19 protein-coding genes are annotated in these 18,258 nt (G+C 64.8%); 11 read left to right on the top strand and 8 right to left on the bottom strand.

The window, feature by feature from the left end; all coding sequences use genetic code 11:
• Positions 1–89 precede the first annotated feature (89 nt).
• Both FB389_RS03645 and FB389_RS03650 read left to right on the top strand, forming a co-directional pair.
• Positions 90–1,901 (top strand): acetyl/propionyl/methylcrotonyl-CoA carboxylase subunit alpha, encoded by a 1,812-nt coding sequence (locus FB389_RS03645; RefSeq protein WP_246043502.1) that lies wholly within the window; start codon positions 90–92, stop codon positions 1,899–1,901.
• 2 nt (positions 1,902–1,903) lie between these two features.
• Entirely contained in the window at positions 1,904–2,419 is a 516-nt protein-coding gene (locus FB389_RS03650; protein ID WP_142111417.1) for an NUDIX hydrolase, read from the top strand.
• A gap of 14 nt (positions 2,420–2,433) precedes the next feature.
• Here FB389_RS03650 and deoC read toward each other — a convergent pair whose 3' ends face one another.
• The 4 genes from deoC to cysC all read right to left on the bottom strand — a co-directional run bounded on the left by deoC (position 2,434) and on the right by cysC (position 5,811).
• Positions 2,434–3,111: a deoxyribose-phosphate aldolase gene (gene deoC, locus FB389_RS03655; RefSeq protein ID WP_142111418.1), complete on the bottom strand. Its 678-nt coding sequence runs from the start codon at positions 3,109–3,111 to the stop codon at positions 2,434–2,436.
• A 105-nt stretch (positions 3,112–3,216) separates the two neighbouring features.
• A complete protein-coding gene (locus tag FB389_RS03660) occupies positions 3,217–4,104 on the bottom strand; it encodes a hypothetical protein (protein ID WP_142111419.1) in 888 nt (295 codons plus the stop codon).
• Positions 4,101–4,556 (bottom strand): RrF2 family transcriptional regulator, encoded by a 456-nt coding sequence (locus tag FB389_RS03665; protein WP_142111420.1) that lies wholly within the window; start codon positions 4,554–4,556, stop codon positions 4,101–4,103. Before FB389_RS03665 ends, FB389_RS03660 begins: the two co-directional genes overlap by 4 nt.
• Before the next feature lie 52 nt (positions 4,557–4,608).
• The gene (gene cysC / locus FB389_RS03670; protein WP_211344943.1) at positions 4,609–5,811 is read right to left on the bottom strand and encodes an adenylyl-sulfate kinase; all 1,203 of its coding nucleotides are present in this window, start codon (positions 5,809–5,811) and stop codon (positions 4,609–4,611) included.
• A gap of 82 nt (positions 5,812–5,893) precedes the next feature.
• On the opposite strand from cysC, the gene FB389_RS03675 reads away from it, so the two are divergent.
• The 4 genes from FB389_RS03675 to FB389_RS03690 are packed head-to-tail and all read left to right on the top strand — an operon-like array spanning position 5,894 to position 10,199.
• Positions 5,894–7,204 (top strand): hypothetical protein, encoded by a 1,311-nt coding sequence (locus FB389_RS03675; protein ID WP_142111421.1) that lies wholly within the window; start codon positions 5,894–5,896, stop codon positions 7,202–7,204.
• 57 nt (positions 7,205–7,261) lie between these two features.
• Positions 7,262–8,044: a 3'(2'),5'-bisphosphate nucleotidase CysQ gene (locus FB389_RS03680; RefSeq protein ID WP_142111422.1), complete on the top strand. Its 783-nt coding sequence runs from the start codon at positions 7,262–7,264 to the stop codon at positions 8,042–8,044.
• Positions 8,041–8,943 carry a sulfate adenylyltransferase subunit CysD gene (cysD, locus tag FB389_RS03685; RefSeq protein ID WP_142111423.1) on the top strand — a complete coding sequence of 301 codons (903 nt, stop codon included), beginning with the start codon at positions 8,041–8,043 and terminating at the stop codon, positions 8,941–8,943. Before FB389_RS03680 ends, cysD begins: the two co-directional genes overlap by 4 nt.
• Before the next feature lie 2 nt (positions 8,944–8,945).
• Positions 8,946–10,199, top strand: coding sequence for a sulfate adenylyltransferase subunit 1 (locus FB389_RS03690; RefSeq protein WP_142111424.1), 1,254 nt, complete (start codon positions 8,946–8,948; stop codon positions 10,197–10,199).
• 67 nt (positions 10,200–10,266) lie between these two features.
• On the opposite strand, the gene FB389_RS03695 is transcribed toward FB389_RS03690, so the two are convergent.
• Positions 10,267–11,493, bottom strand: coding sequence for an amidohydrolase (locus FB389_RS03695; RefSeq protein WP_142111425.1), 1,227 nt, complete (start codon positions 11,491–11,493; stop codon positions 10,267–10,269).
• Between the two features lie 56 nt (positions 11,494–11,549).
• Complete coding sequence (locus FB389_RS03700) at positions 11,550–12,671, bottom strand: mannose-1-phosphate guanylyltransferase (protein WP_142111426.1); 1,122 nt, start codon at positions 12,669–12,671, stop codon at positions 11,550–11,552.
• 202 nt (positions 12,672–12,873) lie between these two features.
• On the opposite strand from FB389_RS03700, the gene sdhC reads away from it, so the two are divergent.
• The 4 genes from sdhC to FB389_RS03720 are packed head-to-tail and all read left to right on the top strand — an operon-like array spanning position 12,874 to position 16,377.
• Entirely contained in the window at positions 12,874–13,254 is a 381-nt protein-coding gene (sdhC, locus tag FB389_RS03705; RefSeq protein ID WP_142111427.1) for a succinate dehydrogenase, cytochrome b556 subunit, read from the top strand.
• A 4-nt stretch (positions 13,255–13,258) separates the two neighbouring features.
• Positions 13,259–13,708, top strand: coding sequence for a succinate dehydrogenase hydrophobic membrane anchor subunit (locus FB389_RS03710; RefSeq protein WP_142111428.1), 450 nt, complete (start codon positions 13,259–13,261; stop codon positions 13,706–13,708).
• 48 nt (positions 13,709–13,756) lie between these two features.
• Positions 13,757–15,610, top strand: a complete 1,854-nt coding sequence (gene sdhA / locus FB389_RS03715; RefSeq protein ID WP_142111429.1) for a succinate dehydrogenase flavoprotein subunit — start codon at positions 13,757–13,759, stop codon at positions 15,608–15,610.
• Entirely contained in the window at positions 15,610–16,377 is a 768-nt protein-coding gene (locus FB389_RS03720) for a succinate dehydrogenase iron-sulfur subunit (protein ID WP_142111430.1), read from the top strand. Before sdhA ends, FB389_RS03720 begins: the two co-directional genes overlap by 1 nt.
• Here the strand turns inward: FB389_RS03720 and FB389_RS03725 are convergent.
• On the bottom strand, positions 16,374–17,279 hold the full coding sequence (locus FB389_RS03725) for a YihY/virulence factor BrkB family protein (protein WP_142111431.1): 906 nt from the start codon (positions 17,277–17,279) through the stop codon (positions 16,374–16,376). The genes FB389_RS03720 and FB389_RS03725 overlap by 4 nt on opposite strands.
• A 56-nt stretch (positions 17,280–17,335) precedes the next feature.
• Between FB389_RS03725 and FB389_RS03730 the strand changes: the two genes are divergently transcribed.
• Entirely contained in the window at positions 17,336–17,581 is a 246-nt protein-coding gene (locus tag FB389_RS03730) for a hypothetical protein (RefSeq protein ID WP_142111432.1), read from the top strand.
• Positions 17,582–17,673: 92 nt separating this feature from the next.
• On the opposite strand, the gene FB389_RS03735 is transcribed toward FB389_RS03730, so the two are convergent.
• Positions 17,674–18,258, bottom strand: a complete 585-nt coding sequence (locus tag FB389_RS03735; protein ID WP_142111433.1) for a 2'-5' RNA ligase family protein — start codon at positions 18,256–18,258, stop codon at positions 17,674–17,676.

The following is an 18,258-nucleotide window of genomic DNA, read 5'->3' on the forward strand; positions in this document are numbered from 1 at the left end:
TCGGGCACCCCATTGAGGTAGCAAGCAAAACTGCCCACCCCCACCTATGTCCGCCTGCGCACACTAAGCCGCGCGCGATAGATTAAGCCGTGACTTCATTGCAAACCGCGCCCGCGTCGCCCAAGCGAACGATCACGAAGATCCTTGTAGCCAACCGCGGCGAGATTGCGGTGCGGGTCATCCGCGCCTGCCGCGACAGCGGCATCGGTTCGGTCGCCATCTACGCGGATTCGGACCGCGATGCGCTCCACGTCAACCTCGCCGACGAAGCGTTTTCTCTCGAGGGCGAACGCGCCACCGACACGTACCTGGACATTGCGAAGATCATCGCGATCGCTCGCCGATCGCAGGCGGACGCGGTGCACCCCGGTTACGGATTCCTGGCAGAAAACGCCGAATTCGCGCGAGCCGTCATCGACGCCGGGATGACCTGGATCGGCCCCAGCCCTGCCGCGATCGAGGCTCTCGGCGACAAGGTTTCCGCGCGCCACATCGCGCTTTCAGCGGGTGCGCCACTGGCACCGGGCACCGCGGACCCGATCACGGATGCGGCCCAGCTCCACGATTTCGTACGCGAGTACGGCCTCCCCGTTGCCATCAAGGCCGCGTTCGGCGGGGGCGGTCGCGGCATCAAGGTGGCCCGCAGTGAAGAAGAAATCGACGAGCTGTACGAATCCGCGGTGCGCGAGGCCGTCGCCTCGTTCGGCCGCGGCGAGTGCTTCCTCGAACGTTTCTTGGACAAACCGCGCCACGTCGAAACGCAGTGCCTCGCCGATGAGTTCGGCACGGTCGTGGTCGTCTCGACGCGCGACTGCTCGTTGCAGCGGCGGCACCAAAAGCTAGTCGAAGAGGCTCCCGCGCCGTTTGTCACCGCAGATCAGCACGCCCAATTGGTCAGCGCATCGCAGGCAATCCTGAAAAAGGCCGGATACGTTGGAGCGGGCACCTGCGAGTTCCTGATCGGCGCGGACGGGATGATCTCGTTCTTGGAGGTCAATACGCGCCTCCAGGTCGAGCACCCGGTCTCCGAGGAGATCACCGGAATCGACCTGGTGCGCGAGCAAATTCGCATCGCCGCCGGTGAACCGCTCGGCTACACGGCGGTCGCCCCCCGCGGGCACTCGATCGAGTTCCGCATCAACGGCGAGGACCCCGCCAAGGGGTTCATCCCGACGCCCGGAACAATCACGGAATTGGTCTTCCCGCAGGGGCCTGGCGTGCGCATCGATTCCGGGGTCCGGCAGGGCGATGTCATCTCCGGCTCGTTCGATTCGATGCTGGCGAAGGTCATCATCACCGGCGCCGACCGCAAGCAGGCGCTCGCCCGCGCGCGCCGTGCGCTCCGGGAAATGACTGTCTGCGGCATCCCAACCGTGCTGCCTTTCCACCAGGCCGTGCTCGAGTCGCCCGCGTTCGCTCCACCGGGGGACGAACCCTTCACCATCTACACGTCGTGGATCGAGGACGAGTTCTCCGCCCACCTGCGCGACCTGGCCCAGGCGGAGCCCTCATTCGCGCAAGACGACGCGCCCTCGTCCCCCTCGACCGAGCGAGTGGTCGTCGAAGTCGGGGGCAAGCGGCTCGAGGTTGTCATCCCGGCGGGGCTCGGCTTTGGTGGCGGCGCGCGCCCGGCGCACCACAAGCGGGCGGCCCCCCGCCGGTCGGCCGCCGCGAAGGCCGCCAGCTCCAACGCGCTCGCCTCGCCGATGCAGGGAACTATCGTGAAGGTTGCGGCGCGCGATGGAGACGCGGTCGCCGAGGGCGACCTGATCGTCGTCCTCGAGGCAATGAAGATGGAACAGCCCTTGGTCGCGCACCGCGCCGGGAAGATCAAGAATCTCGCGGCCACCGTCGGCGAGCAGGTGACCGCAGGCACCCCCATTTGCGAGATAGTCGACTAGAAATGGGCGACGACCAGCGGCCGAGCCACAATCCCGGTGACGGATGGGTTTCGTGCCGCTGCGGGCACCAACACTGGGGGCTGCACGGGGCGGCGGGGCTGTTCGTGATCCGTCGCCGCGAAGAGCACATCGATGTTCTCTTGCAGCACCGTGCGGCGTGGAGCCACCAGGGCGGCACCTGGGGTGTGCCAGGCGGCGCGGTGGCCACGGGTGAGACGCCATTGCAGGGCGCACTGCGCGAGGCACGCGAGGAGGCCGGCGTGATTCAAGGCGATGTGCAGGTGATCGGCGGACTCGTCCTTGATCACACAGATTGGCGGTATTCGACGTTTCTTGCGGTGGTTCGCCCCGGGCGCGACATCGCTGCCGTCGCCACCGACGCGGAAAGCCAGGAAATGCGGTGGACCCCGTTGGCGCGCGTGGCATCGCTGCCGCTACTGCCCGCCTTCGCGGAACAGCTGCCGCTCTACCGCGCCGCTCTGCGCCGAGCTTTGGGAAGATCGCTCCTGCCGCGATAGCCGCCCCGCGGTTTCTACACCAGGATCGCCGCGGTGCTCGTGGTGCCGATCCGCGTGGCACCCGCCTCTATCATGGCGATTGCGTCGTCGCGCGTGCGGATCGAACCGGCGGCCTTGATTCCCATCGCACCCGCAACCGTCTGCGCGATGAGGCGCACCGCGTGGGTCGTCGCGCCGCCGGCGCGGTGGAATCCCGTCGAGGTCTTCACCATGTCGGCCCCCGCAGCCGCGACGGCATGGCAGGCACGGACTATCTCCTGATCCGTCAGGATGGCCGTTTCGATGATCGCTTTGACCAGGGGCATTGGCAAGCCCTGGTCGGCGGCCGCTTCCGCCAGCGCCAATCGAACGATCTCGATCCCATCGCAGACCCTGCCCCACTCGCCGGCCTTCGCCGCCCCGAGGTTGATGACGACGTCGATTTCCTGTGCCCCGTTGCGCATGGCGGTCACCGCCTCGACGGCCTTGACCTGCGCTGAATGGGCACCGCTTGGGAACCCGCACACGGTCACGAGCGTGGGCCCAGGGCTGGGCAGGTGCGCGCGTTCCAGGCGCGAGGGCGAGATGCACACTCCGCGCACGCCGTAGGCGCTGGCGAGTTCGATCGCTCGCTGCGCATCGGCCGCGGTAGCCGCGGGTTGCAACTCGGTGTGCTCAATGTATGCCGCGAGGTCGTGGGCGTTTGCCGCCATGAAACGAGCTCCTCGTCGTAAGCGCATGCGTTTAGGGCATGTGTGACCGGTGCGTGGCGGTGCCGCCGCTTGTCATATCCTACCCAACGATGCGGACTTCACACTCTATGTTCGCGGTAACACAAGCCACGTCAGATGCGACCACCCTCCGAAGAGTTCTCGCGCAAGGGTCGGGCCCGCGAGCGCGTCCCAAGTCGTTGCGAAGATGCGACCCGCCGCCGGCTCGAAGACGAGCGGGCCGCGAAAGGGATCGCTGGCGGGCGCCAGCAGAACGGCGTGGCGGGGCACGGCCGATCCGTATCCGTCGCGCGAGTCGCCACCGGCGTAGGCAATGACGGGTTTGCTCCTGCTCACCGCCCTCTCGATCGCGCGCCCCGCCCGCTCGCGCGCGGACGCGTCGAGATCGTTGACCATGCGGCTGCAATAGCGGCGCCCCGGGGTGCTGGCAACGCGGGCCGCGTCCCACGGCGCTACTCCCCACGCGTGCGGCCAGACCCGCACGGGTCCACGCTTGGTGGCCGCTCGCGCCAGATGCGCCACGGCCGCGGACCACCTTTGCGAACCTGACTCGCGGGCCCGTTCGGCCAGCGCGCCCCGCCCGGATGCGAACGACGGTTCACCGCGCCCGGTGGCGATCCAGGCGGCGAACACCGGATTGGTGGTGAGCATCAGCACGGCAAGGCAGGTGGGAACGCACGAGCGCTGATCCGGTTGGATCAGGTCGATGCCTGCGAAAGTCGCGGGGCCCGGGGCGAAAGTCGGGCGCACAGTGGACCGCTTTGCCCCGCCTCCCGCGCCAGCCGCGGCGTCCAATGCCTCCATCTGTTCCTGAGTCAGACCCGCCGCGCGCCCGATCGCGGCAAGGGTTTCGTGCGATTTGGTCGCCACGACCGTCGGCTCGGTCAGCGGGTACGCGCGCGGCGTCACCCCGAATGCGTCGAGCAGGGCCGTCAGTTGCGCTCCCGGCCTTGCGGATTGTTCCGGCCTTGTCACCGCCGCCGCTTCCACGCGTCATCGGTGAGCATCGCGGTGACCGCGGGCGGTATCTCACCGGCGGCAACGTCGGCGATCGTCGTTTGTTCCAACACCGCCCGCATGGCGGCCCGCACCGCAACCCACACGGTCGTCAGCGCGGTCGCGGCGCCCTGGTAGGCCACGTCCTCCCGCGGCAGCCCCCTGACGGCCGCAAGCGGCCCATCCACCGCTCGCACCACATCCGCTATCGAGATGCGGTCGGCAGGCACTCCGAATGCGTAACCTCCGAATCTGCCGCGCTGGGAAACGACCAACCCGTCGCGCTTCAAATCCCGCATGATCGATTCCAGGAATTTCGCTGGAATGTCCTGCGCCTCGGCTATCTGCGGGCCGGTGACGGAGTCGCCACCGCGCGTCGCCAACTCGACGAGCGCCCGCACGGCGTAGTCAACTCTGGCTGTGATCTGCATATTTCCCCCGTATCAATGTGCCGACAGCGAGTCCTCGCAAAGCGGCGCACGCCTACCCCACATGCATTTTCGCAGATACGGCCGCCATCACTGAATCGACAGCCGTCTCAACGTCCATGCGCGAGGTGTCCACGACGACGTCCGCGTCGAGCGGAACTTCATACGGCGACGATATTCCGGTGAAGTCTGCGATCTCTCCGGCTCGCGCCCTGGCGTAGAGTCCCTTGCGGTCGCGCTCCTCGCACACCTCCAGCGGCGTGGCAACGTGCACGAGCACGTACGAGCCCACCCGTTCGGCGCGTTCGCGGACCTGCGCCCTAGCCGCCGCGAAGGGCGCGATGGGCGCAAGGATGGCCACCCCCTTCACCCGCGACACCGCCGTGGCGACGTAGCCGAGCCTTTCGACATTGAGATCCCGCGACGCCCGATCGAATCCGAGCCCGGCGGTGAGCATCTGACGCGCCTCATCGCCATCGATCAGCACCGAACTGACGCCGTCGTGTTCGAGCCGCGACGCCAACGCCTTGGCCACCGTCGATTTACCGGACCCCGAAAGGCCCGAGAACAGCACGACGCATCCCCGCGCCGCGCGCCTGCTGCGAGAGCCGATCCACCCGTCAACAACGGCGCCAGGCGCTTGTTGGCAAGTCCAAGCGCCCAGCGTTCCCTTGACCGCGCGGACGGGTGCGGCGAGCAAACGCGCGAGCGTCGACTCTATGGTGTGCGCGGTCCCGTCCGCGCCGACGACCTTGACCAGGTCCCCGCGAGCGCGAATGAAATCGGGCACGGTGACCACAGAGCCCACAAGCTCACCATCGTCCACCGCTCGCTGCAGGCAAAGCGCGAGCCGGTCTCCCCGCTCCGCATTATCGGTGTCCCTAGAAACGGGCACGACCCACACGGGCGGCGCCGCTGCGTCCTGGAAGGCGGCGAGGTCGCGGTAGGTGGGGAATCCATCGACGACGACGATGGGGCGGTGCGAGGCCGCGGCCAGCGCACCCGCATCGGGCGACCAAGCGGATACGCCGATCGCTGCCGGAACCGGCCGTCGGATCATTTCCACGGAGCCCACCGCGCCGTATCCCGGGGAACCCGGCCGAATTCCGCCCGCGGCTAAAGCGACCCGCGCAAAGGGCGTGTTCTCGGGATCACATAAAACCAGGCATTCCTCCCTGGCGTTCGCGAGACGCAAATCTTGGGGACGCACGAAACCCAAAACAGCCGCCTCGATCAAGTCGACTTCGGACCACGACACCACTAACTCGCGATTATGCACAGTAACCTCTCAGGACGCCGGTGCGGAAATACCAATAGAAATGCGGTACGGTCTTTAATTGATGACAAAGGAACAGTTTACCGAGACACGACCGAAACTCGCGCCGATACCGCCGGAAAGCGTCCTTCTTCACGTCGGAATGCCCAAGAGCGGCACCACCGCCATCCAGTTCTCGGCGGCGAAGTTACGGCCCGAGTTGTTGCAGCACGGCGTGCGGTATCCCGGCACCGGGCACAATCATTCACTGGCCTCCTTCGCGGTGGCACGAAAGCGGCGCGGGTGGCAAAGCGGCGCGGGACGGTTGCCCATTGTACCAATGGAACACTGGAATTCCTTGGTCACCGAGATATCCGAAGACCCCGGAAATCGCATATTCGTATCGCATGAGTATTTCGCCGAAAGGTCAATAGACGTTGGCAGTAAAATTGTCAGCGATATACCCCGAGGCGTGCACGTCGTATTCACGATCAGGAATCAACCCTCGCTGCTCAGTTCCGCGTGGCAGGAATATCTAAAATCGGGTGCGACCGAAACAATAGATGAATGGCTGGAAATCGTCCTCAACGGTGCACCACATAAACACGGATATCCCAGTTTTGCGCGCCGCTCAAATCTCAGTGAAAATGTTAGTAAGTGGGCTGCACTGGTGGGCCCCGAAAACGTCACCGTCGTGGTTCTAGACAAGAAGGACCGCGGCCTGCTGAACAGGTCGTTCGAACAGCTCCTCGCCTTGCCGCAGGGATTCTTCGAGCGGGCCAAGCTGAGCGGCCGGCAAGAGAACCGATCGATGACGCGCATCGAAGCGGATCTTGTGCGCGCTGCTAATAGCCGCATAGTTGAGACGCCCGGACTCGACTGGGCAACATTTCGCGATTTCCACAAATTCGGCGCCGTGTTCTCACTCTTGCGGGACCGCGTTCCCCCCAAGGATGAATCGCGCATCATGCCCGACCGCTGGGCGCTCGAACTCATGGCACAGCGCGCGCGTGAGCACGCGCTGCAAATAGAGTCCTTAGGGGTCACCGTTGTCGGCGACCTCGCAAACGTGTACGCCCTCCCACACGATTCCGGCGTGCGGCAGCCGCCAACCACAAATGTCCCCATAGATTTGGCGGCGCAGGTGGAATTCGGCGCGTTCGTTGCCGCCCAAAAGTGGCGCGCAAAGCAGGCGCTGAGTGGAAAGGACTTCGCGCGATTCGAACCGTTGGCCACCGCGACTCGTTCCGCCGGGTCCCAGGCGGCATCCACGGACGAAATGCAGATCGCGCTTACGCAGGCACTGGGCGGGGTCCCGACTTTGGCCCTGGGTCGCTACCTCGCATCTCGTGCAGTGCGGTCGGCTACTCGAAGACTGCGCCGACGGGTTCGCTAGCCGCAGCGAACTCGCGGCAACGACTCACCTTGACTACCGATTCGGGAATGTATCTCAATGAATGACCATGAACTCGCGTCAGACCTGGCATTGCAGGCGGGCGGCGCGCTGCTCGAACTGCGCGACCGGATCGGCGACGGTGCCTACGATCCCGCGCGGCTTCGCGCGCAGGCCGACCGCGCCGCCCAAAGCGTGTTGGCCGCGGCACTGGCGCGCCACGCGCCCGGCGATGCGGTCCTTTCGGAGGAAGCCGCCGATGACCGCTCCCGCCTCTCGCGCGATCGCGTCTGGATCATCGACCCCCTCGACGGAACGCGGGAGTATTCGACAAGAACGGACGGGGCGTGGCGCGACGACTGGGCCGTGCACGTCGCTCTGTGGACGCGCGGTGGCGGTTTGACGGCTGGCGCCGTCGCCGAACCCGCCCGCGAGCGGCTGTTCAGCACCGCCTGCGATCCCGTCGCCCGCCTAGCACCCAAGACTCCCCTCCGCATCGCAGTGAGCCGCTCGCACCCCAGCGACTTTGTCCGCGCGGTGCTGGGCGAACTCGATGCGATTCCCGTTGCCATGGGATCCGCGGGCGTCAAGGCCATGGCGGTTGTCGACGGCACGGTCGACGCCTACGTGCACGCGGGCGGCCAATACCAGTGGGACTCCGCCGCGCCGGTGGCCGTCGCGCGTCACTGCGGGATGTTCACATCGCGGATCGATGGCGCGCCGATCGAATATAACCGCGAAGATCTATCAGTTCCGGATCTCATCGTGTGTCATCCGGACATTCAAGAAAGCGTGCAAGCGGCCGTAGCCCGCACGCTCAATGGGAAAGGGAAGCTTCCGTGACCGCACGAATACTCGACCAGTGGAAGACACTGGAATCCGAGAGCATTCACATCATCCGGGAGGTCGCTGCGGAAATGCAGCGACCCTGCCTGCTGTTCTCCGGGGGCAAGGACTCCATCGTCATGCTCTGGCTGGCCGTCAAGGCGTTTGCCCCGGCCCGCGTGCCCTTCCCGGTCATGCACATCGACACGGGCCTGAATTTTCCCGAGGTTTTGGAGTTTCGCGACTCCCTGGTCTCCGACCTGGGAGTTGAACTCATCGTCGCGTCAGTTCCCGACGCGATCGAACGCGGGCTGGTGAGGGAGGATTCGAGCGGGTCCAGGAATCGGATCCAGACCCCGGTCCTGCTGGAAGCGACCGAGCAGCACGGATTCGATGCCCTGTTCGGCGGCGCGCGCCGCGATGAGGAAAAGGCCCGTGCCAAAGAGCGAGTGTTTTCGTTCCGCGACGACTTTGGCCAGTGGGATCCGAAGAATCAGCGCCCGGAGCTGTGGAGCCTCTACAACGGTCGCGTGAGCCCGGGGGAACACATCCGCGTGTTCCCGCTCTCGAACTGGACGGAACTCGACATCTGGAACTACATCGAGGCGCAGAACATCCCGATCCCGTCGCTCTACTTGGCGCACGAACGCGAGGTCGTGGACCGGCAGGGAATGCTCTACGCAGTCGGCGATTTCATTGAATTGCGCGATGGCGAATCATCGAGCATCCGCACCGTTCGGTATCGGACCATGGGTGACGCCAATCTCACCGCCGCGGTCGAGTCGGACGCGGATACGGTCGCGAAGGTTGTCGAAGAGATCGAGACGGTGCGCCTAACGGAGCGGGGCGCGACCCGTGGGGACGACAAAGTGTCCGAAACGTCCATGGAAGACCGCAAGCGCGAAGGATATTTCTAAACATGGCTGACTTACTTCGGTTCGCTACGGCGGGCTCGGTTGACGACGGCAAGAGCACTCTCATCGGACGCCTCTTGTTCGATTCCAAGGGGCTTTTCACCGATCAGCTCGAAGACGTCGAGCGCATCTCTAAGCGACGCGGCAACGATTACGTTGACCTTTCGCTGCTTACCGATGGATTGCGGGCGGAACGCGAACAGGGCATCACGATCGACGTCGCCTACAGGTACTTCGCGACCCCGCGCCGCAAATTCATCATCGCCGACACCCCCGGCCACGTGCAGTACACCAGGAACATGGTCACGGGCGCGTCCACCGCGGATGTGGCCCTGATCCTCATCGATGCGCGCCACGGTGTCACGGAGCAATCGCGGCGCCACGCGTTCCTTGCCACGCTGCTTGGGGTATCGCACATTGTCTTGTGCGTGAACAAGATGGACTTAGTGCAGTGGTCACAGGATCGCTTCGATGAGATATGCGACGAGTTCCGCGAATTCGCGGCAAAGCTCACCATCCGCGACTTGACGTTCATTCCGGTCTCGGCGTTACTCGGCGATAACGTGGTGGAACGATCCGCGAACACCCCGTGGTTCGCGGGCGCCACGCTCCTGTCCTACCTCGAAAACGTCCACGTGGGGTCCGATCGCAATCTGGTCGACGTCCGCTTCCCGGTGCAATATGTCATCCGGCCGCAAACTGCCAGCCACCCGGATTACCGGGGCTACGCGGGGATGCTGGCCAGCGGAATTGTCCGCGTCGGCGACCCGGTCAGGGTCCTGCCGAGCGGCCTCGAAACCACCGTCACCGCGATTGACGGCCCCGACGGTCCGCTCACGGAGGCGTTCCCACCCATGTCCGTGACCATTCGGCTGGAAGAAGACATCGACATTTCCCGCGGCGACATGTTGGTCCGCCCCCGTAACGTGCCTCATTCATCGCAGGACATCGAGGCGATGGTGTGCTGGATGGACGACAGCGCGGAACTGGTACCCGGCAAGAAGTACGCGCTCAAGCACACGACGAAGTGGGCGCGCATGGTCGTCCGCGAGATCGAGTACCGGGTCGATGTCAATACCTTGCACCGCGACCTGGACGCGTCCTCGCTGGGGCTCAATGAGATTGGCAGGGTCAGATTGCGTTCGACTGTGCCGCTCTTCTGCGACCCGTACACGGAGAACCGGGCGACCGGATCGTTCATCATCGTTGACGAGCAAACCAACAACACGGTGGGCGCTGGGATGATCCTTCGCCGCTAGAGGCCTAACGCGGGTGGTTGGACGCTCATGCGCGGCGTCCAACCACCCGCCCCGGCACCCTCGAATTTCAGCCCAACGGGTTGTCGCTGACCAGGTCGACACCCGGACCATTGAGCGTCACGGTGCGCGCCAGCACCTTGATGCCGTTGGCGATCGCGCGCTCGTCGATGTTGAGATCGCCCTGATGTATGTCGCAGCGGCGCGAACCCGGAGTGTGCACGCCCAGGCGAACCATCGCGCCACCGACCTTGTTGAGTATCCAGGCAAAGTCTTCCCCACCCAAAGATTGTTCGGTCAGGCGCACTGCGTCGCCCCCGAGCATCTCCCTCGCGGCCATATCAACGAGGTGGACGGCGGCCTCGTCATTAACCACTGGCGGGACCCCGCGAATGTGCTGAATCTTCACGCCGACCTCGAACGGCGCGGCCACCTGCTGCACAGCGCTTTCGAGCAACTCGCCCGCGGCCTCCCATGCCCGCACGTCGAGGCAGCGCAGGGTTCCCTTCAGGGTTCCCGTCGCGGGTATTGCGTTCGCGGCGTGGCCCGCCTGCACCATCCCCCACGTCAAATTCACGCCGAATCGGGGATCCAGCCTGCGACCGATGATTGCCGGCACCTGCGTGACGATCTCGCCGAGCGCGTAAACCACGTCGCCGGTAAGGTGCGGGCGCGACGTGTGGCCCCCCGTTGAAGACACCGTCACGACAACCTGGTCGGAGGCCGAGGTAATGGCGCCGATTCGGCTGCCGATGTGGCCGACATCGAATCGCGGATCGCAGTGCAGCGCGTACGCACGCCCGACCCCCTCCAGGACCCCCTGCTCGATCACGTCCAAGGCGCCGCCGGGCATGACCTCCTCGGCGGGTTGAAACAGCAGGCGCACGGGCCGCGATAGCCTCCCCAGCCTATCGAGGTCGTGCAATACGAGCCCCGCGCCAAGGACCACGGTGGTATGCACATCGTGGCCGCATGCGTGCGAAACGCCAGGAACCGTGGAAGCGAATTCCAGGCCGGTTGTCTCTTGTATCGCAAGCGCATCCATGTCCGCGCGCAGGGCCACCCGCCGCTCGCCGCCGGAGGCGTCACCTATGTCGCAGGTCAGCCCCGTGCCGCGCAGCAGGCGCGGCTCCAAGCCGGCAGCGCGCAACGCGTCGGCCACCTTCGCGGTGGTGCGGGATTCTGTTCGCGCCAGCTCCGGGTAGGCATGCAGATCCCGGCGCAGCGCTATGAGGTCCGAATTGTGCGCCTGGACCCTTTGCTCGATGAGGGAAGCGATCGAAATGTGGTCGTTCACATCACAGAGCCTAGTACCGCTTCCCCGCCACCGGCGCCGCCGGCGAGTACGCGCGCCTACACCGGGGCATCCGGCACATCCGCCGCCACCATGGTCACGATGTCCTTCACTGCCTGCGCACGCGCACGGGTCGTGACCAGCACCGCATCGGGCGTGTCGATCACCACAACGTCGTCGAGGCCAAGCACGGCGACCACGCGTCCAGCACTTGCCGAGACTATCGATCCCGCCACCCCGTCGCGAACGATCAGCGACGAGTTCCCCAGTGCTTTGTTTCCAGCGCGATCGACGGACGGCAACAGCGCCGCGAGCGAGTTGAAATCGCCCACGTCGTCCCACCCGAATCCGGCAAGAACGATCGCCGCCTTCCCCTCCGCGGCGACCGGTTCGGCGATCGCCACATCAATGGGCACCTTTTCGAGTTGCGGCCACAGCCGGGACATGGCCTCGTCCCGCCCGTCGGTGTCCCACACGGTCGCCAGCTGGGTCAGGATGTCGTGCATCTCGGGCTTGATTCGTTGCAGGTGCCCCAGCAGCACATCGGTGCGCACGACAAACATCCCCGCGTTCCAACGGTATTTCCCGGTTGCGAGGTATTGCATGGCGGTTTCGGCGTCGGGCTTTTCCTTGAACGCCTCGACGTGGCGCGCCCGCGAACCGGGCTGGTCGCTGAGCTTTTCGCCGGACCGGACGTAGCCGAAGGCCGTGGAGGGACGCGTGGCCGGTATTCCGATCGTGACGAGATAGCCGTGGTGCGCAGCTTCGATCGCCTGCCGCACGGTTTCGTGGAACTCGTCCAAACCGCGGATGACGTGGTCGGCCGCGAACGATCCGACGACGGTGGGGCCGTGCCGGTGGTGGACAACGGCGGCAGCCAGGCCGATCGCCGCCATCGAGTCGCGCGGCGCGGATTCGACCAGCACGTTGTGGGCCACCGAGGGCACCTGCGCACGCACGGCCGGCGCGTGCGCGCCTCCCGTTACCACGAAGATTCTGTCCGGCGCGCAAAGCCCATCCATGCGATCGACCGTGGCCTGCAACAAGGACCGCCCGCTTCCCAGCAAATCGAGCAGGAACTTGGGGCGGTCCTGGCGCGAGAGGGGCCACAGGCGGGTCCCCGCCCCACCGGCGGGAATGATCGCGGTGAAACCGTCAAATGCGCTGCGAAGATCGTCCATTCGCCCAGCATATCGGCATAGTAAATCCATTGACCAATCCCAATATAGGTCCACCTAACATGGTGTGGCGAACACTACAGTGTAAGTTGGATCATACGAACCTATCGCCGGGTGTGATACGCCGAAAAAGCATGTGCCGCGGGCAACCGCGAACATGCGCGGCCAATGATCGCCCACGTAATCCCGTCACAGGAGGCGCACTGTGCCCAGCGCACCAGTCGGCACGTTGTACCGCGGCCGAGAAGGGATGTGGTCGTGGGTCGCTCACCGCGTCACAGGCCTGCTTCTTTTCTTGTTTCTTGTCGTTCACGTCCTCGACACCGCACTCGTGCGGGTTTCGCCCGAGGCCTACGACGCCGTAATCGGAACCTACAAGACGCCGATCCTGGGGCTGGGCGAGGCTGGCCTGGTGGCGGCGGTCGTCTTTCACGCCTTCAATGGTCTCCGTATCATTCTGGTCGATTTCCTGGCCAAGGGACCCCGCTACCAACGGGTCATGCTGTGGATCGTGGTCGGCCTGTTCTTCGTAACGATGGCGGGTTTCCTGCCTCGCCACCTCATGAACGTCTTCGGGGGTCACTAAAGTCATGAGCTCGACAGTCATTGCATCGCCTCGCGAAAAGTACACCCGAAAGAAGTCCACGCGCGGCAACTTCGAGTTATACACCTGGGTCTTCATGCGCATCTCGGGCGTTGTCCTGGTAGTCCTGATCTTCGGGCACCTGTTCGTCAACCTCATGCTCGGCAAGGGCGTCCACGCCATCGATTTCGCATTCGTGGGCGGAAAGTGGTCAAATCCGCTGTGGCAGGTGTGGGATTTGCTCATGCTGTGGCTCGCGATGTTGCACGGCAACAACGGCGTGCGCACCATCATCAACGACTACGTTGCCAAGGACCTACCGCGCCTGTGGCTCAAGATCGTCTTGTATGCGGTCACCGCTGTGGTCGTCGTCCTGGGAACGCTCGTCATTCTCACGTTCAGCCCCTGCCCCACCGGGGCTGCGGCGGATTTGTTGCCGAGCTTCTGCACGGCCTAGTCACCGGAACCACCGTCAGTATCAGTATCAAAGGAGAAGGCCGCAACGATGCAGACTCACAGTTTTGACGTTGTGATTGTCGGTGCAGGTGGCGCGGGCATGCGCGCAGCCCTCGAATCCTCGGCCGAGGCAAGCACGGCCGTGATCTCGAAGCTCTACCCCACCCGCTCGCACACGGGAGCCGCGCAGGGCGGAATGTGCGCGGCGCTCGCCAACGTCGAAGACGACAACTGGGAATGGCACACCTTCGACACCGTCAAGGGCGGCGATTACCTTGTCGACCAGGATGCCGCTGAGGTCATGGCAAAGGAAGCTATCGAGGCGGTAGTCGATCTCGAACACATGGGCTTGCCGTTCAACCGCACCCCCGATGGCCGGATCGACCAGCGCCGCTTCGGCGGTCACACGCGCAATCACGGTGAAGCCGCGGTGCGCCGCGCCTGCTACGCCGCGGACCGCACCGGTCACATGATCCTGCAAACGCTCTACCAAAACTGCGTGAAGCAAAAGGTCGAGTTCTTCAACGAGTTCTACGTCCTGGACCTACTAGTGGACCACGACCTGTCCCAAGGGCACGTCCCCGAGGGAGAAGACGTCAATGTCGTCGGGGTCGTCGCGTACGATCTGGCGACCGGTGAAATTCACGTCTTCCGCGCCAAGTCCGTGATTCTGGCTACGGGCGGCGCCGGCAAGATCTACAAGACGACATCGAATGCGCACACCCTCACCGGTGATGGCATGGCCCTGGCACTGCGCCGCGGCATCCCGCTGGAGGACATGGAGTTCTTCCAGTTTCACCCGACCGGCCTGGCGGGCCTCGGCATTCTCCTTTCCGAGGCCGCTCGCGGCGAGGGCGCCATCCTGCGAAACGGCAACGGTGAGCGCTTCATGGAGCGTTACGCGCCGACCATCAAGGATCTGGCCCCACGGGACATTGTCGCCCGCTCCATGGCTAACGAGGTTCGCGAGGGCCGCGGCGCAGGTCCGAACAAGGACTACGTGCTGCTGGACCTGACCCACCTGGAACCGGCGCATATCGATGCCAAGCTGCCTGACATCACCGAGTTCGCTCGCACCTACCTCGGCGTCGAGCCGTACACCGAGCCCGTGCCCGTGTACCCGACAGCACACTACGCCATGGGTGGAATCCCGACCAATATCAAAACCGAGGTCTTGCGCGATGACGAACACGTCATCCGCGGCTTGTACGCGGCGGGCGAAGTCGCTTGCGTTTCCGTGCACGGCTCGAACAGGCTAGGTACCAATTCCCTGCTGGACATCAACGTTTTCGGCAAACGCGCCGGCCGCTTTGCCGCGGCCTACGCGAAGACGGTCGGGTTCCGGGAGGTACCCGCCGACGCGATCGATGCCACCGTCCACGAACTCGAGCAAATGCGATCGCGGCCCGAAGGCGAGCGGGTCGCCGACGTGCGCAGGGAACTGCAAGAAACGATGGACCGCGATGCGCAGGTGTTCCGCACCCAGGAATCGCTGACCGATGCGCTGGCAAAGATCCGCGACCTGCAAGGCCGGTATCGAAATGTTTCGGTGCAGGACAAGGGAAAGCTCTTCAATACCGATTTGCTCGAGGCCATCGAACTGGGCTTCTTGCTGGACCTGGCCGAGGTAGTTGTGGTCGGTGCACTTTCGCGGCGCGAATCTCGCGGCGGTCACTTCCGCGAGGACTACCCCCAGCGGGACGACGCGCACTACATGCAGCACACCATGGTCTACCGGCGCCCGCTGGCCGACCACGATGCCGACTCGCCACTGATTCCCGCGGACGCACTGACACCCGAGAACGCGTTCGACCTGATCCGCGTGTTCGACGGGTACAAGTTGGTTCTCGGTTCCAAACCCGTCACCGTAACCCGCTACGAGCCGATGGAGCGTAAGTACTGATGACTGCGACAATCGAGACCGCAAGCGCCGGCCAGGCCGTGGAGGCGGTGCCCAGCTTCACTGTCACCTTGCGTATCTTGCGGTTTGACCCCGAGAACCACGGGCCGGACGCTTACTGGGACGATTTCGATGTCGAAGTGCACGGAACCGACCGAGTGCTCGATGCCCTGCACAAGATCAAGTGGGAGCAGGATGGCTCGCTCACGTTCCGGCGTTCATGCGCGCACGGAATCTGCGGCTCGGACGCCATGCGGATCAACGGCCGTAACCGGCTCGCGTGCAAGACGCTGCTCAAGGACGTTAATCCCGCGAAGCCCATCACGGTCGAACCGATCAAGGGGCTGCCTGTCATCAAGGACCTGGTCGTCGACATGGAACCGTTCTTCGCTTCCTACCGTGACATCATGCCGTTCCTGGTCGTCACGGACGGAAAGCACCCGAGCTCGGAGCGGCGCCAGAGCCCCGCGGAACGCGAGCGATTCGACGACACCACCAAGTGCATTCTGTGCGCCGCGTGCACGTCGTCTTGCCCCGTCTTTTGGACGGACGGCCAGTACTTTGGCCCGGCGGCGATCGTCAACGCGCACCGCTTCATCTTCGATTCGCGGGACGAGGGAGCCGCCCAGCGCCTCGAGATCCTCAACGACAAGGAAGGCGTTTGGCGGTGCCGGACGACTTTCAACTGCTCCGAGGCGTGCCCCCGCGGCATCGAAGTCACCCGCGCGATTCAGCAGGTCAAGCGCGCGATGATCACGCGCGCGTTCTAACGGGTCGCCTGGGCCGAGTCGGCTATCCGCCCGGAATCGTCCTCGCTGAGCCAGGCGGCCGCGTAGAGCACCGTCTGCGTGAGCAGATTCACGAGCATCAGCAGCGTGATCATGACGGCGAACGAGGCCAGCAGCGCATTCTTGCTGATCGATCCGGTGATGACTTGCGTCCCCAGGATGCGAAGTGTCTCCACCACCGCCGAAACTGCGACCGCGGAGGCGAACAGGGGGCGCCGCGCGCCCCGGTATTTGCCCATCACCCGCAAAACGTATAGGAACACGGCGACGTCGATCAGCAATCCGAAGAGGACCCCTGCGGCGGTTGCGCCCGGCCCAGCCGCGGTACCAAGGTGTTCCTGTATCCACGATTGCGCGGCCGCGATGGCGATGCTCACGCCGGCGCTGACAATGACCGCCACCGCGAGTATGACGTAGCCGCCCAGATCCTTGGCCTTCGCGATCAAGAAATTCTCGCTGACCGGTTCGGCGTGCATGACGGTTTGCACCGCGGTCCGCAGCCCGCCCATGAACGAAATCGCGCTCCAGAGCAACACGGCGCCCGCGATGACCGTTGCCACCGCGCTGCCCTTTTCTAGCAGAAGTTGCGAGGGGGTGAGCACGCCGCCGTTGCCAGTATCCACCAGCCCCGGAACGTACTGGTCGACGAGCCCAAGGGCGCGGTTTCGCAGTTCGATATGCCCACCGACGACGCGTATGAGGACGGTGTAGCCGATGACGAGCCCGGCGAACAGTGAAAACGCGGCGGAGTAGGCAACTCCCCCGGCAAGCAGGCCCCCGGCCGCGGCACCGTAGCGCTTGAGGGCGCGCCCGATTCGCGTCGAGTTCCACCACGCCATGACGGCGGCAACCCATCCGGTGAGGCGTTCGTAGGCGGACTTCATGCGGTAATCTCCGATGGTCTCAGGGTCGATAGGGGCATCGATGCTAGGTTTGGGGTATGAGTTCTGACGACGAGAACACCTCTCCCGCGACGCCGCCCGCCGTCGATGCGGACGGTGGCATCCTTCCGCCCGCCCCGATGCTTCCGGACCCCGAAGCCGAGGGCGAGGGACCGGAACTGGTGTCGGACGAAGAGGACAATCCGTGGGGCGAGCCGCAGCCGAAATGGATTCAGCGACTGGCGCTGGCGACGTCCCTCACGTGTCTGGCTGCGGCATTCATCATCATATTAGTCGTCATGTAGCAACAGCGCAGGGCGGGCAACCCGCACCGCGCTCGTTAGGCGGCGCGGGCAGCGGATCCCAATGCCCGGGCGCATCCCCCACGCCACGCACGCTAGTCGGAGGGTGCGACCTGCATTGTGGGGAAGTCGTCGTCGAACGAGGATCCCAGCGGGAATGACTCCATGGGGCGCCAGATCCCGTCCGCTCCGTGCTCATACAAAATGACGTCGTTGACCACGAAGCTCGCCTCGTAGGCTCCCATATCCGCGAACGCGACATTGAGCGCCGAGTCGGCGACGTCGTGGGCAACCGTGACGTGCGGGTGGTAGTGGAACCGAGCGGGACTTGCCAGCGGACCGGACCTAACCAGAGCTTCCAGCTTCTCGCACTCCGCTATGCCCTGCGCAACCTGGACGAACACGACTTGGGACACGGGGCGAAACGTCCCCGCCGACCGCAGGTAGACAAGGAAAGGGTCTATCTGGCATGCCATATCCCGCAGGTGCTGGTGGATGCCCGGCAACTCGGCGGAAGATACCTCGGTTGGTCCCAGAATCGTGATGTGGGGCGGGATGGCGCGGGCCTGCGTGTCCCCGAACGATTCGCGCGCGGCCGCCAGCTCCTGCGCAAACGGCGCGGGTACCGCAAGCGCCACGCCGATCTGCACGGTGTCCGTCGGCTCCGCGGTGGCACCCAT

It is taken from the genome of Rarobacter incanus (assembly GCF_006715765.1).
Lineage (GTDB): Bacteria > Actinomycetota > Actinomycetes > Actinomycetales > Cellulomonadaceae > Rarobacter > Rarobacter incanus.